This window comes from Burkholderia sp. HI2761, from assembly GCF_002223355.1.
GTDB lineage: Bacteria > Pseudomonadota > Gammaproteobacteria > Burkholderiales > Burkholderiaceae > Burkholderia.
Genome location: NZ_NKFN01000007.1, coordinates 2,037,707 through 2,052,724 on the forward strand (window position 1 = coordinate 2,037,707; position 15,018 = coordinate 2,052,724).

The window sequence follows — 15,018 nt, forward strand, 5'->3', positions numbered from 1 at the left end:
CACGCAGCGTTCGCCATCGACGGCGTCTCGACAGCCTGGACTGCCGGCGGCCGACGCGCGGCCAGCCGCCGCACGGAGCCCGCGTGCCGGCGCGGCGGCATCAAGCCGCGCCGCCTGCGTTCAATACACGTCCCGCATATAGCGCCGTGCCTTCGAAAGCCGCGCGACGTAGTCGTTCGCGGCTTCGTCCGACATCCCGCCGTGCTCGGCGACGACCGCCTTCAGCGCCGTATCGACGTCCTTGGCCATCCGCGCGGCGTCGCCGCACACGTAGAAGTGCGCGCCTTCCTCCAGCCATGCGAACAACTCGGCGCCCTGTTCGCGCATCCGGTCCTGCACGTAGACCTTGTCGGCCTGGTCGCGCGAGAACGCGAGATCGAGCCGCGTCAGGAACCCGCTGTCGTGCATCGCGCCCAGCTCGTCGCCGTAGTAGAAGTCTGTCTGCGCGTGCTGCTCGCCGAAGAACAGCCAGTTGCGCCCGCGCGCGCCGCGCGCCTGCCGCTCGTGCAGGAAGCCGCGGAACGGCGCGACGCCGGTGCCCGGGCCGACCATCACGATCGGCACGTCGCCGTTCACCGGCGGCCGGAAATGCGCGGACTTCTGCACGAACACGGGCACGCGGCCGTCGTCGGCGCGATCGGCGAGGAACGTCGACGCGACGCCTTTGCGCGCGCGCCGGCCGTTGTGATAGCGCACGGCCGACACGGTCAGGTGAATCTCGCCCTCGTGTGCGCTCGGGCTCGACGCGATCGAATAGAGGCGCGGCTGCATGCGCTTGAGCATGCCGACCAGCTCCGCGCCCGACAGCTCGACGGGGTATTCGTGCAGCACGTCCGCAAGCTGTTGCCCCCACAACCATTGCTTGAGGTCCGCCTTGCGATCGTCGCCGAGCAGCGACTTCAGCGCGCCGTTCGCGCTGCGCGACGCGATGAAGGCCAGCGTGTCCGGATGCGGGCGCGTGATGTCGAAGTGGCGCGCGAGCGCATCGCCGAGCCGGATATCGCCGATGCCCGCCACCGACACGGGCGCATCGGCCTTCAGCGCGGTGACGGACAGCAGTTCGTCGACCAGTTCCGGGCAGTTGGTGGGCCATACGCCGAGCGCGTCGCCGGTTTCGTATTCGAGGTTCGCGCCCTGGGTCGACAGCGACACATAGCGCGTGTCTTTCGCGGCGCCCGGCCGGTTCAGCCGCAGGTTCGCGACGAGCTTCGACGGCGCCGGATGCGCCTTCGTCGGCAGCAGGCCCGACGGGCTCAACCCGCCGGACGGCACCGCGTGCAGCGCGGCATCGGCCTCCTTGATCCGCGCGACGACGCGCTCGAGCCACTGATCGGCATCGTGCTGGAATTCGACGTCGCAGTCGACGCGCGCGCACAGGCGCGCCGCGCCGAGTTCCGCGAGCCGCGCGTCGAGCCGGCGGCCATGGCCGCAGAACTGGTCGTAATTGCGGTCGCCGAACGCGAGCACCGCGAAATGCACGCCGTCGAGACGCGCGGCGCTGCCGGCCTGCAGCGCGTCCCAGAACTCGCCGCCGTTGTCGGGCGCATCGCCGTCGCCGAACGTGCTCGTCATCAGCAGCACGTATTGCGCACCGGCGAGCGACGTGACCGGATAGTCGGACATGCACGCGGTGCGGATCTCGAAGCCCGCGTTCATCAGCTTCGTCGCGTAATCCTCGGTCAACGATTCGATGTTGCCGGTCTGCGAGGCCCACAGCAGCACGACCTTCGGGCGCGTGCGCACGATGCGCACACCGCCGGACGCGGCGGCGTCGGCCGGCAGCGCGGGCGCCACGGCGATCTGCGCACCGGCCGGCAGCGAGCGGCTGAACAGCCCCGCGAGCATGCCGTCGAGCCAGAACCGCACGGGCGGCGTCAGCGGCGCGCCGGCCGGCAGCACGGGCACGCTGCCTTCGCGACGGCCGGCGCTCGCCTTCAGCCCGCCGACGAGGCCGGCCACGTACAGCCGCTCGGTGTCGGTCAGCGGCGGCGGCGCGAGATCGGCGACGCCGAGCGCGGCCGCGAAACTGTCGATGTCTGCCATGTCGGATTCCTGTGAAGCAGTGGCCTGCACCATCGCCGGCGCGGGCCGCGCGTCGTCGGCGCATGCATCGGGTCGCGCGGTGTCGTCGTCGGTGGACGCGAACGCGTCGGCCTCGACGCGCGTCAGCGCGACCGCGCAGTATTTCAGTTCGGGTTGCTGCGATTCCGGGTCGATCGCATCGTTCGTCACCGCGTTGATGCACAGATCGTCGCCGTATACGTCGTTCCAGTGCATCGGCGCGAAGCAGTTGCCGCGCCGCACGCGCTCGGTCACAACGGCCGGCAGCACCGCGCGGCCGCGCGCCGAACGGATCTCGACGCTGTCCTTCGCGGCGATGCCGAGCGCGCTCGCATCGTCCGGGTGCAGTTCGACGAACGGGCGCGGGTTCAGCTTGTTCAGCATCGCGACCTTGCCCGTCTTCGTCATCGTGTGCCACTGATGCTGCAGCCGACCGGTGTTCAGGACGATCGGGAACGTGTCGTCGGGCAGCTCGGCCGGATCGACGTGCGGCCGCGCGAAAAAGCGCGCCTTGCCCGACGACGTCGGAAACGCGAGGCGCGGGGCGTCGCTGCCGTCGGCCGCGGTGCGCGGCGTCTGGCTCACGCCGCCGTTCAGGTAGCGGATCGGGTGCCGCTCGCGCGCGGTGCCCGGCGCGACCGGCCACTGCACGGGGCCCTCGCGCAGCGCCGCATGGCTCGCGCCGCGCAGGTCGTAGCCCGTCGCCGGATTCGAGAAACGCACGATCTCGTCGAACACGTCGGCCGCCGACGCATAATCGAACGCATCGCCGAAACCCATCGCACGCGCGACTTCCGCGACGATGCGCCAGTCGGGCAGCGCGTCGCCGGGCGGCGCGACCGCGGCGCGCATCAGCGTCATGTTGCGCTCGGAGTTGATCATCACGCCGTCGCCCTCGGCCCACAGCGCGCCGGGCAGCAGGATGTCCGCGTAGCGGTTGGTCTCGGTGTCGAGGAACGCGTCCTGCGCGATCACGAGCTCCGCCGCCTGCAGCCCGGCGATCACGTTGCGCCGGTTCGGCACGGTCGCGACCGGGTTCGTGCAGACGATCCAGCATGCCTTGATGTCGCCGGCCGCCATTCGCGCGAACAGGTCGACGGTGCCCTGGCCGGTTTCCTTGCGCAGCGTGCCGGCCGGCACGCGCCACAGGTTCTCGACGAAGCGGCGGTCATCGTCGGATGCCACCGAGCGCTGGCCCGGCAACCCCGGCCCCATGTAGCCCATCTCGCGGCCGCCCATCGCGTTCGGCTGACCCGTCAGCGAGAACGGCCCGCTGCCCGGGCGGCAGATCTTGCCGGTCGCGAGATGCAGGTTGCAGATCGCGTTGGTGTTCCACACGCCGTGCGTGCTCTGGTTGAGCCCCATCGTCCAGCAGCTCATCCATTCCTGCGCGTCGCCGATCCATTGCGCGGCCGTGCGGATGTCGGCTTCGGCAAGCCCCGTGATCTCGGCGACGCGCTCGGGCGTGTAGTCGGCGAGGAACGCGGGCATCGCGTCCCAGCCTTCGGTGTAGGTAGCGATGAACGCGGCATCCGTGCGGCCGTTGGCGTGCAGCAGATGCAGGAGCCCGTTCGTCAGCGCGAGATCGGTGCCCGGCCGGATCTGCAGGAACAGGTCGGCCTTGTCGGCGGTGCCGGTGCGGCGCGGATCGACGACGATCAGCTTCGCGCCGGCCTTCACGCGATCCATCATCCGCAGGAACAGGATCGGGTGGCAATCGGCCATGTTCGCACCGATCACGAAGAACAGGTTCGCGCGATCGAAATCCTGATACGACCCGGGCGGGCCGTCGGCGCCGAGCGACTGCTTGTAGCCGGTGCTCGCACTCGCCATGCAGAGGCGCGAGTTCGACTCGATGTTGTTGGTGCCGACGAAGCCCTTCGCGAGCTTGTTCACGAGATACTGCGCCTCGATCGACATCTGCCCCGACACGTAGAACGACAGCGCATCGGGCCCGTGCGTATCGAGCACCGCCCGCAGCCGCCGCGCGGTCTCGGCGATCGCGTCGCGCGCCGGCAGCGGCACGAGGTCGTCCTCGCGCGCGCGTCGCACGAACGCGCGGTCGAGCCGCCCCGAGCGACGCAGCGCGACGTGCGCCGACGAACCCTTCGTGCACAGCCGCCCGAAGTTGGTCGGATGGTCGGCGTCGCCGGACACCTTGACGACTTCGCCGTCCTCGACGTGCAGCACCATCCCGCAGCCGACGCCGCAGTACGGGCACACGCTCTTGACGGGGGTGGCGGTCATGCGTGCTCCAGAGCGCTCAGGCCGCGATCCACACGAAGCCGTCCTCGACCCGCGACGGATACGCGTTCACCGACTGCTCGGGCGCTTCCAGGCATTCGCCGGTACGCAGGTCGAAGTGCTGCTTGTACAGCGGCGATGCAACCACGACGCGCTCGCCGAGGCTGCCGATCAGCCCGCGCGACATCACGGCGGCCCGCGACACGGGATCGACGTTGTCGATCGCGAACACGCCGCCGTCGGCGTGCGCGACGTGAAACACCGCGACCTGCTCGCCGTTGACGAGCGCGCACACGCCGGTGTTCGGCACGATGTCGTCGAGCGGGCACACGCGGGTCCAGGACAGCGGAAGACGGTCGTTCATGATGGGCTCCTTGTAAAAGACGCTGGCGTCGGTCAGGGTCAAACGGTTGCGGGTTCGGCGACGACGGGAATCGACACGGGCTTGCCCCCTGTGCGCTCGCCGGGCGTCGCGGGCCGGATCTGGCCGCGCGTCTCGACGAATTCGATGGTCGTGTCCGGCGCCTCGCTGTTCACGAAGTGGCGGAAGCGCTTGCGCGTTTCGGGATCGGTGACGGCCTTCTTCCATTCGCACTCGTAGGTGTCGATCACGTGCTGCATGTCGGCTTCGAGTTCGGCCGCGATCGCGAGCGTGTCGTGCACGACGACGTCGATCAGGTAGTCGAGGCCGCCTTCGAGGTTGTCGCGCCACACGCTGGTGCGTTGCAGGCGGTCGGCCGTGCGCACGTAGAACATCAGGAAGCGGTCGATGTAGCGGATCAGCGTGTCACGATCGAGATCGGACGCGAGCAGCTCCGCGTGGCGTGGCTTCATCCCGCCATTGCCGCACACGTACAGGTTCCAGCCCTTCTCGGTCGCGATGATGCCGACGTCCTTTCCCTGCGCTTCCGCGCACTCGCGTGTGCAGCCGGACACGCCGAACTTGATCTTGTGCGGCGCGCGCAGTCCCTTGTAGCGATTCTCCAGGTCGATCGCGAGGCCGACCGAATCGTCGACGCCGTAGCGGCACCACGTCGACCCGACGCACGACTTCACGGTGCGCAGCGCCTTGCCGTACGCATGCCCCGATTCGAAGCCGGCCGCGATCAGTTCCTCCCAGATCGACGGCAACTGTTCGACGCGGGCACCGAACAGGTCGACGCGCTGGCCGCCCGTGATCTTCGTGTACAGGCCGTATTTTTTCGCGACCTGGCCGACCGCGATCAGCCCTTCCGGCGTGACTTCGCCGCCCGGCATGCGCGGCACCACCGAATACGTGCCGTCGCGCTGGATGTTCGCGAGGTAGTAGTCGTTCGAATCCTGCAGCCCCGCGTGTTCCTTCTTCAGCACGAACTCGTTGAAACACGACGCGAGGATGCCCGCGACGGCCGGCTTGCATACGTCGCAGCCGAGCCCGCGGCCGTGCTTGTGCAGCAGTTCGTCGAACGTCGTGATGCGCTCGACGCGGATCAGGTGGAACAGCTCCTGGCGCGAATGCGGGAAGTGCTCGCACAGATGGTTGTTGACCGCGAGGCCCTGCTTCTTCATCTCGGCCTTCATGATCTGCGTGACGAGCGGCACGCAGCCGCCGCACGACGTGCCGGCGCCCGTGCACGTCTTCAGCGCGCCGAGGCTCGTCGCGCCGTCGGCCACCGCCGCGCAGATCTGCGACTTCGACACGTTGTTGCACGAGCAGATCTGCGCGGCCGCGGGCAGCGCATCGACGCCGATCGCCGGCTTCGCCACGCCGTCCGACGACGGCAGGATCAGGAATTCCGGCGATTCGGGCAGCTCGATGCGGTTCAGCATCATCTGCAGCAGCGTGCCGTACTCGGTTGCGTCGCCCACCATCACCGCGCCGTGCAGGAACTTGCCGCAGTCGGACACCACGAGCTTCTTGTAGACCTGGCGGCGCTCGTCCGCGTACTGGTAAGTACGGCTGCCGGCCGTCGTGCCGTGCGCGTCGCCGATGCTCGCGACGTCGACTCCCATCAGCTTCAGCTTCGTGCTCATGTCGGCGCCTGCGAACGCGGCGGCATCGTCGGCCTCGCCGCCGAGCTGTTTCGCGACCACGCGCGCCATGTCGTAGCCGGGCGCGACGAGGCCGTACACCATGCCGTTCCAGGCCGCGCATTCGCCGATCGCGTAGATGTCGGCGTCACTCGTGCGGCATGCGTCGTCGATCGCGACGCCGCCGCGCGGGCCGATGTCGAGCCCGCACGCGCGGGCCAGTTCGTCGCGCGCCCGGATGCCGGCCGAGAACACGATCATGTCGGTGTCGAGATGCGTGCCGTCGGCGAACGCCATCCGGTGCGTGCCTGCTTCGCCGTCGACGATTTCGAGCGTGTTCTTGCCGGTATGCACGGTCACGCCGAGCGCCTCGATCTTCGAACGCAGCATCCGGCCGCCGCCGTCGTCGACCTGCACGGCCATCAGGCGCGGCGCGAATTCGACGACGTGCGTGTCGAGCCCCATGTCGCGCAGCGCCTTCGCGCATTCGAGGCCGAGCAGCCCGCCGCCGATCACGACGCCGCGCTTCGCGTGCGCGCCGCACGCCTGCATCGCTTCGAGATCCTCGATCGTCCGGTACACGAAGCAGCCCGCGCGATCGCGGCCCGGCACCGGCGGCACGAACGGACGCGAGCCCGTGGCGAGCACCAGCTTGTCGTACGCGAGCGTTTCGCCCGACACGAGCGTGACCGTATGCGCGGCGCGGTCGATCGATGCGACTTGCGCGTTCAGGCGCAGGTCGAACTGCGGATGGCGTTCGAAGAAGCCGGGTTCGACGAGCGACAGGTCGTCCGCCGACTTGCCCGCGAAGAATTCCGACAGGTGCACGCGATCGTAGGCCGGGCGCGGTTCCTCGCCGAGCACGGTGACCTGCAGCGCGCCGGCCGTGCCGGCTTGCGCCGCGACGCATTCGAGAAGCTTGTGGCCGACCATGCCGTGGCCGATGACGATGAGTTTCATGATGACGGTTCCTTCGGTCGATCAGTTCGCGGCGCCGGCGGCGGCCAGCGCGCGATCGCGCAGTTCGGCTTCGCGCGCCTTGTGTTCTTCGCTGAAGCGCACGGCCATCGCGCACAACGCGGTCGCGGTGACCGCGAGGCCGAGCAGGCTCAGCGTGTGCTGCACGTCGCCGACGCCCTTCAGCAGGAAAGCCGCGGCGACCGCGCCGACGTTGCCGCCCGCGCCGACGATCCCCGCGACGCCGCCGAGCGCCTTGCGGTCGATGAACGGCACGAGCGCGTAGGTCGCGCCGCACGCCATGTGCGTGAAGAGGCCGAAGGTCAGCATCGCGACGAGGGCGATGCCGATGCCTTGCGCATGCGAGAACCAGATCAGCCCGAGCCCTTCGCCGATGATCAGCGCGCACAGCAGCATCGCGCGCACGTCGAGACTGCGGCGTGCGGCGATCTTGTCCGACAGCCAGCCGCCGAGCGCGCGGGCGAACAGCGCGAGCAGACCGAACAGGCCGACCGCGAAACCGGCGTCCTTCAGCGACAGGCTGAAGTGATCGACGTAGTACAGCGCGGCGATGTTGTGGATGAACACCTCGACGCCGAAGCACGCGCCGTACGTGACGAACAGCATCCACACGCGGTAGTTGCCGCATGCGGCAAAGAAGCTCGCCCAGCCGCCCTTCTTGCCGCTGTCGACCGTCACGCCCTGCTTGCGCAGCGCGACGAAATCGCCTTGCGGGCAGTCCTGCGTGAAGCGCCAGTAGGCCCACGCCATCACGAGCATCGCCACGCCCGGCACGACCAGCGCGATGCGCCATGACGAGTCCTCGCCGAAGCCGAGCATCAGGCCGGCGGCGACGAGCAGCGGCATCAGCGCCTGCGTCGCGCCCGCGCCCGCATTGCCCCAGCCGGCCGTCGTCGCGTTCGCGGTGCCGACCACGTTCGGCGCGAACATCACCGAGGTGTGGTACTGCGTGATCACGAAGCCCGCGCCGATCGCGCCGATACCGAGCCGGCAGATCAGGAACCACAGGTAATCGTGCGTGAACGACACGGCGAACACGGGGATCGCGCCGAGCAGCAGCAGCCCGGCATACACGCGGCGCGGACCGAAGCGGTCGCACATCGGACCGACCAGCAGCCGCACGGCGATCGTCGCGGCCACCGCGGCGATGTTGACGTTCGCGACTTGCGCCGCCGTGAGATGGAATTCGCGCGCGATCAGCGGCATCAGCGGCGCGCACGCGAACCACGCGAAAAAGCATACGAAGAACGCCATCCACGTCAGATGGAACGCGCGCATCGGCGCGGTGCGGAGGCTGAAGAGATCGATACGGGTAGCTTTGTCGGTCATGTCATCCGCCAAACGAAAAACGGCGTCCTGCGCACCCGGTCTCGTGGAGAGACCCGATGCGTAGGACGCCGTTGCCCATGATGAAGCCCGTTGCCGGGCGCTTCTGTAATCGGTACTGCGGACGCATCGCCATTGACGCGTCCGAACCACCTTACGCAAACACCGTGCCATGTCGGCCCGAGTCGCGCTGGCGGCCCCGCCGCGCAAGGCTCGCCGGCCAGGCTGCACCGCCCTCCGGCACGCGGCGCACGATGCGCCGCGATGCAGCAAGGCACAGTTGTGGTGCGCTGCAGCACTGTCGCCGTGCGACATTGCGGTGCGCGTTGACGGGGCACGATGCACACCGATGCGGCATCGCGCCGGCCCGTGCGCGGCAAGCGCATGCATGCGTACGGCCATCGCGCGGTGCATCGCGGCACGCGATGGCCGTACGTTGCGCCGGTTGGCCCGGATATTGCTGAACCCTATCCATCACACCGGCAACGGCGCCGGTGGGCAGTCCCCGCAAAACCCTGTTCGCCATTCACGGCGAGCCATCCAGGACAACGGCGTCCCCCGTGCTCGGCACGGCCGGATGCCGGTGCGTTTCGACCGCCCGCCGCCGCCGCGCAACAACGCGTTATCAGACCGCCGCATGGATGCGATGCGGCACAGGAACACGACATGACGACAGGCAAAGTCACCTTGCTGGGCGCCGGCCCCGGCGACCTCGATCTCCTCACGCTGAAGGCCGTGAAAGCCCTGGCCGCCGCCGACGTGCTGCTGCTCGACGACCTCGTCGCGCCCGGCATCGTCGAACTCGCGCCGCAGGCGCGCGTGATCCGCGTCGGCAAGCGCGGCGGCTGCCGCTCCACGCCGCAGGCGTTCATCGAGCGGCTGATGCGTCGCTACGCGCTGCGCGGCGCGCACGTGGTGCGCGTGAAGGGCGGCGACGCGCTGCTGTTCGGGCGCGCCGGCGAAGAGCTCGCGACGCTGCGCGCGGCCGCGATTCCCGTGGAGATCGTCAACGGCATCTCGTCGGGATTCGCGGCCGCCGCGAGCCTCGGCATCTCGCTGACGCACCGCGAGCACTGCCAGGGCGTCACGTTCGTCACCGCGCACCGCCAGGACCACGGCGAACCCGACTGGGCGCGGCTCGCGGCGACCGGCACCACGCTCGCGATCTACATGGGGATGAGCCGCGTCGACAGCCTCGCGGCGGGCCTGCTCGCCGCGCTGCCGGCGTCGACGCCGGCGGCGGCCGTGCAATGGGCCGGCACGCCCGACGAACGCCGCTGGACCGGCACGCTCGGCGGCCTTGCGTGCGGCATCGACGAAGCGCGGCTCGGCAGCCCGGCCGTGATCCTCGTCGGCGGCGCGATCGGCGAGGCGGCCGTGCAGCACGAGGATGCCGCGCGCGACGCGGCGCTGGTCCGGGCCGCGTAGCATGGGCTGCATCACGCGGCGCCGGCCGCCCACCTTCTCCGAATCCATTGGCCGCATTCGCGCCGGCCGCCGGTCGCGCACGCACGGTAACGGGGCCACGCGCCGACTCGGCCGTCACATGCCGTTCGCGCGTCGCGCCGCCCTTCTGCCGCTTCCGCTCGCCTCATGAGTTCGTCCGCCCCGCCCCGCCTGCGCGTGCTGCTCGTCACCGACACCGACAAGCCGATCGGCGAGCTCGGCGACGCGCTCGCGCGCCTCGGCTACGAGATGCTGAACGACGTCGCGACGCCCGCGCGCCTGCCGGCGGCCGTCGAGGAACAACGCCCCGACGTCGTGATCATCGATACCGATTCGCCGTCGCGCGACACGCTCGAGCAGCTCGCGGTGATGAACGCAACCGCGCCGCGCCCCGTGCTGATGTTCAGTCACGACGGCGACCAGGCGCTGATCCGCGCGGCGGTCGGCGCGGGCGTCAGCGCGTATCTCGTCGAAGGATTGTCGGCCGAGCGCCTCGCGCCGATTCTCGAAGTCGCGCTCGCGCGCTTCTCGCACGACGATGCGCTGCGCCGCCGGCTCGCCGACGTCGAGCGCGAACTCGCGGAGCGCAAGCTGATCGACCGCGCGAAACGCGTGCTGATGGACCAGCGCAGGCTGTCCGAGCACGATGCGTATGCGGCGCTGCGCAAGCGCGCGATGGATCAGGGCCTGCGCATCGTCGATGTCGCGCGGCAGTTGCTCGATGCGTCACCCCAGTCATGACCGCCATGAATACTTCGCCCCCCGCCGCGCCGGAACGCGCGCATCTTCGCCTCGGGTTCGTCGCGCTCAGCGACGCGGCCCCGCTGATCGTCGCGCAACGCCTGGACCTCGGCGCACCGCACGGCCTGACGCTCGAACTGAACCGCCAGCCGTCGTGGGCCGCCGTGCGCGACAAGCTGCTGAGCGGCGAGCTCGACGCCGCGCATGCGTTGTACGGGCTCGTCTGCGGGCTGCAGCTCGGCATCGGCGGTCCGCAGGCGGACATGGCCGCGCTGATGGTGCTGAACCGCAACGGCCAGGCCATCTCGTTCTCGCGCGGCCTCGCCGACGCGTATCGCGAGCGCGGCAGCGTGCGCGACGCGCTCGCGGCGCTCGGCCGCAAGCCGCTGCTCGCGCAGACGTTCCCGACCGGCACGCACGCGATGTGGTTGAACCACTGGCTCGCATCGCACGACGTCGATCCGCTGCGCGACGTGCGCAGCGTCGTGATTCCGCCGCCCGAGATGGTCGCCGCGCTCGCGGGCGGCGAGCTCGACGGCTTCTGCGCGGGGGAACCGTGGCATGCGGTCGCCGAAGCGTGCGGCGCGGGGCGGACCGTCGCCGTCACGAGCGAGATTTGGCCCGATCATCCCGAGAAGGTGCTCACGACCCGGCGCGATTTCGTCGCGCTGTATCCGGCCACCGCGCGCGCGCTGATCCGCACGCTCGTCGATGCGTGCGCGTGGCTCGACAGCGCCGCGCACCGCCGCGAGGCGGCCGACTGGCTCGCGTCGCCCGACGCGCTCGGCGTGCCGGCCCGGCTGATCGCACCGCGCCTGCTCGGCGACTACGGCGCGGGGCCGTTCGCCACGCCGCCGCTGCCGATCCGTTTCCACGACGGCGGCGCGGTGAACCGGCCCGATCCGCGCGAGGGCCGGTGGTTCCTGACGCAATACCGGCGCTGGGGCATGCTCGACGGGCCGCACGACGACGCGGGCATCGCCGCGGCGATCGCGCAGACCGCGTTGTATGATGCTGCGGTCGCCGAAGGCGGCGCAGGCCCGTCGCGGGCGTGACGCGCGCCGCGCGGTGCAGCCGACGTGTGCTGCCGGGCCACGGCGCCCGGCCGCTCCCGGCTGCTATCCGCCCGTGCCGCTCGTGCGATAGCGCCTTGCCACTCCGTCCCCGCTCCGAATCGATGCCGAAACGAACGCGCGCGCCGCTCGACGTGCTGCTCACCGAAATCCGCGCGTGCCGCGCATGCGAAGCCGACCTGCCACTCGGCCCGCGCCCCGTCGTGCGGGCGCATCGCGACGCACGCATCCTGATCGTCGGGCAGGCGCCCGGCGCACGCGTCCATGCGAGCGGCATCCCTTGGGACGACGCGAGCGGCAAGCGGCTGCGCGACTGGCTCGGCGTCGATGCCGACACCTTCTACGACGAGACGCGCTTCGCGATCGTGCCGATGGGCTTCTGCTACCCGGGCCGCGGCGCGAGCGGCGACAACCCGCCGCGCCCCGAATGCGCGCAACTGTGGATCGACCGGTTGGTGGCCGAACTGCCGTCGATCCGGCTCACGCTGCTGATCGGCCAGTACGCGCAGCGGCATTTCCTGCGCGGCACGCGCAAGGCGACGCTGACCGACACCGTGCACGCGTGGCGCGACTACGGCCCCGCGATCCTGCCGCTGCCGCATCCGTCGCCGCGCAATCAGGCATGGTTCAAGCACCATCCCTGGTTCGACGCCGAGGTCGTGCCCGAGCTGCGGCGCCGGGTCGCGCCGCTCGTGGCGGGCTGACCGCGCAGGCGCTCATCCCCGTCGCGCCCGGTTCGCTGTACCATCGCGGCTCCACCGCGTCACGAACAGCAGAATCCTTCATGCCCTCCACCGCCCCGCCGCGCCTGTACGGGATGCCCGAACGCAGCGACCGGCTCGATTTCTACATCCGCGACCAGGCGTCGCGCCAGGCGATCACCGAGCCGCACCGGCACGCGTATTTCCAGATCCAGTTCAACCTCGGCGGCGACACCGAGCAGCGCATCGGCGGCGTCACGCGGCCGTTTCCGCGCGGCGCGCTCGCGTTCGTGCTGCCGCACCGCGAGCACCTGATTCCGCATCCGGAAGGCGCGCACTTCATCGTGATCAACTTCAGCCAGGCGTTCCTGCGCGCCGATCTCGACGTCGATCCGCTCGATCTCGAGGACGTGCCCGCGCACCGCTTCCCCGAGCTCACGCCGTTCCGCTTCCAGGAGCATCTCGACTTCATCCTGACCGGCGATACGTACGACGAAGCGCGCCGCCTCGCGCTATGCATGCTCGACGCCGATCGCGTGCGCACCTTCGGCTCCACCACGTTGCTGCGCGGCTACCTGCTGCAACTGATCGGGCTCGTCTGCACGCAGTACGCGGGCGCGCTCGACAAGCTCGCGCAGCGCGGCGCCCAGCGCGCCGGCCGGCGCGACGCGCTGGCCCGCGTGCTGCGCCACGTGCGTGCGAATCTGACCCGCGAGGACTTGACGCTCGCCGCGACCGCCGAAGCCGCGTTCCTCTCCCCGAACTACCTTGCGCACCTGGTCCGCAAGGAAACCGGCAGCACCTTCACCGATCTCGTGACCGAGCGCCGGATCGCGCTGGCGCAGTCGCTGCTGGCCCATACCAGCCGACGCATCGCGGACATCGCGCGCTCGGTCGGCTTCCGCGACGAAGGGTATTTCGCGCGGCGCTTCCGCGCGCGGGTCGGCGTGTCGCCGAAGGCGTACCGCGACGCGAACGCCGCGCTGCCCGCCGACGACGATGCGCCGGCGGCCGCCGACGCGTAGTTTTGTCCCGGTAAAACGCAGTTGCGTCGCATCCGGGCGCACGCGCGTCGGGTATCGTTGCACGCATGCCGGCGCGGTGCGCCGGTCATCCGTCTTCCTACCGAACGAGGGCCATCCGATGTCCGCCTATGTCATCGACGCCGCCGAGCGTCCTTCCGTCGAAGTCGAACAGTCGTCCGCGCGCTTTCCGGTGCGCCGCGTATTCTGCGTCGGCCGCAACTACGCCGACCACGCCCGCGAAATGGGCGCCGACCCCGACCGCGAGCCGCCGTTCTTCTTCACGAAACCGGCCGACGCGGTCGTCCCGGCCAGCGGCACGGTCGCCTATCCGCCGCTGACGAACGATCTCCATCACGAAATCGAGCTGGTCGTCGCGATCGGCAAGGACGGCCGGTCGATCGACCCGGCCGACGCGCTGTCGCACGTGTGGGGCTATGGCGTCGGCGTCGACCTCACACGCCGCGACCTGCAGGCCGAAGCGAAGAAGTTGAGCCGTCCGTGGGACTGGGCGAAGGGTTTCGACGCATCGGGCCCCGTGACCGCGCTGCGCGCGGCGACGGCCACCGGCCACCCGGCCACCGGCCGCATCTGGCTCGCGGTCAACGGCGACACGCGCCAGCAAGGCGACCTCGCCGACATGATCTGGGCCGTGCCCGACGTCATCGCGTACGTGTCGCGCTCGGTCGAGCTGAAGGCCGGCGACCTGATCTTCACCGGCACGCCGGCCGGCGTCGGCGCGCTGCAGCCGGGCGACCGCGTGACGGGCGGCGTCGACGGCATCGCGACGTTCGAATTCGTGGTCGGCGCGAAGCCGTAACGCCGCACGCGGGGCGAGCGCCCCGCGATACCCCGATGCCGGTCAGTCGTAGCGGCGCAGGAAGGCATCGGCGACGGCCGGCGGGTTCAGCGCTTTCGCCGATGCGTTTTCCAGCGCCTCGGCTGCATCGTCGTCGCTGATCGACACGAACAGCGTGATGGCCGCCCTGTCGTCGCCGGTGCCGAATACGCCGTCGCGATCGAGCAGGCGCAACGCCTCGATCATGTCGGCGTGCAGTTGCCGCGAAAATTCGGTGAATCGCGACCGGACGAACTGCGGGCTCAGCACTTCGTCGGCCAGCCTGCCGCAGATCGCGTTGAACGGCGACGCCTCGGCCGCCGCGTACGCCCATTCGGAAACGCCCCACACGAACGACGGATCGTCGTCCGCAACCGCTTGCTGCGCGCTGATCCGGCGCAGCCCTTCGACCGAATTGGCTGCCGGCACCACCGTCATCGCGCCGCTGTCGGTGTACAACGCAAACGCGTAGAAATGCTCGTCCGGGTGCAACGCCCGCAGCGCCCTGAAGGTCGCCCTCGCGGCATCGGCAATGTCCCGCTGGAAATCAGAAAAGTCGCTCATCGCATCCTCGTCCA

11 protein-coding genes are annotated in these 15,018 nt (G+C 70.1%); 6 read left to right on the forward strand and 5 right to left on the reverse strand.

The annotated features are described in order from the left end of the window. Positions 1-120: 120 nt before the first annotated feature. Genes CFB46_RS26865 through CFB46_RS26880 form a run of 4 tightly spaced genes read right to left on the reverse strand, consistent with a single transcriptional unit; the run spans position 121 to position 8,622 of the window. The gene (locus tag CFB46_RS26865) at positions 121-4,308 is read right to left on the reverse strand and encodes a bifunctional nitrate reductase/sulfite reductase flavoprotein subunit alpha (RefSeq protein ID WP_089501842.1); all 4,188 of its coding nucleotides are present in this window, start codon (positions 4,306-4,308) and stop codon (positions 121-123) included. Between the two features lie 16 nt (positions 4,309-4,324). Continuing rightward, positions 4,325-4,669: a nitrite reductase small subunit NirD gene (gene nirD / locus CFB46_RS26870; protein ID WP_027780790.1), complete on the reverse strand. Its 345-nt coding sequence runs from the start codon at positions 4,667-4,669 to the stop codon at positions 4,325-4,327. Between the two features lie 38 nt (positions 4,670-4,707). Next, positions 4,708-7,275, reverse strand: a complete 2,568-nt coding sequence (gene nirB / locus CFB46_RS26875) for a nitrite reductase large subunit NirB (protein WP_089501843.1) — start codon at positions 7,273-7,275, stop codon at positions 4,708-4,710. A 21-nt stretch (positions 7,276-7,296) separates the two neighbouring features. Continuing rightward, positions 7,297-8,622, reverse strand: a complete 1,326-nt coding sequence (locus tag CFB46_RS26880; protein ID WP_089501844.1) for an MFS transporter — start codon at positions 8,620-8,622, stop codon at positions 7,297-7,299. Between the two features lie 663 nt (positions 8,623-9,285). On the opposite strand from CFB46_RS26880, the gene cobA reads away from it, so the two are divergent. From cobA to CFB46_RS26915, 6 genes are all read left to right on the forward strand, one after another. Further along, positions 9,286-10,047, forward strand: coding sequence for a uroporphyrinogen-III C-methyltransferase (gene cobA / locus CFB46_RS26890; RefSeq protein ID WP_089501845.1), 762 nt, complete (start codon positions 9,286-9,288; stop codon positions 10,045-10,047). Positions 10,048-10,212: 165 nt separating this feature from the next. Continuing rightward, positions 10,213-10,806: an ANTAR domain-containing response regulator gene (locus tag CFB46_RS26895; RefSeq protein ID WP_027780794.1), complete on the forward strand. Its 594-nt coding sequence runs from the start codon at positions 10,213-10,215 to the stop codon at positions 10,804-10,806. Positions 10,807-10,811: 5 nt separating this feature from the next. Then, the gene (locus tag CFB46_RS26900) at positions 10,812-11,861 is read left to right on the forward strand and encodes a CmpA/NrtA family ABC transporter substrate-binding protein (protein WP_089502371.1); all 1,050 of its coding nucleotides are present in this window, start codon (positions 10,812-10,814) and stop codon (positions 11,859-11,861) included. Positions 11,862-11,983: 122 nt separating this feature from the next. Next, on the forward strand, positions 11,984-12,583 hold the full coding sequence (locus tag CFB46_RS26905) for a uracil-DNA glycosylase family protein (RefSeq protein ID WP_089501846.1): 600 nt from the start codon (positions 11,984-11,986) through the stop codon (positions 12,581-12,583). Between the two features lie 80 nt (positions 12,584-12,663). Then, positions 12,664-13,605, forward strand: a complete 942-nt coding sequence (locus CFB46_RS26910) for a helix-turn-helix transcriptional regulator (RefSeq protein ID WP_027780797.1) — start codon at positions 12,664-12,666, stop codon at positions 13,603-13,605. A gap of 118 nt (positions 13,606-13,723) precedes the next feature. Further along, positions 13,724-14,422, forward strand: a complete 699-nt coding sequence (locus CFB46_RS26915; protein WP_089501847.1) for a fumarylacetoacetate hydrolase family protein — start codon at positions 13,724-13,726, stop codon at positions 14,420-14,422. Between the two features lie 42 nt (positions 14,423-14,464). Here the strand turns inward: CFB46_RS26915 and CFB46_RS26920 are convergent, their stop codons facing one another. Further along, entirely contained in the window at positions 14,465-15,004 is a 540-nt protein-coding gene (locus CFB46_RS26920; protein ID WP_089502372.1) for a DUF4303 domain-containing protein, read from the reverse strand. Between the last annotated feature and the right edge of the window lie 14 nt (positions 15,005-15,018).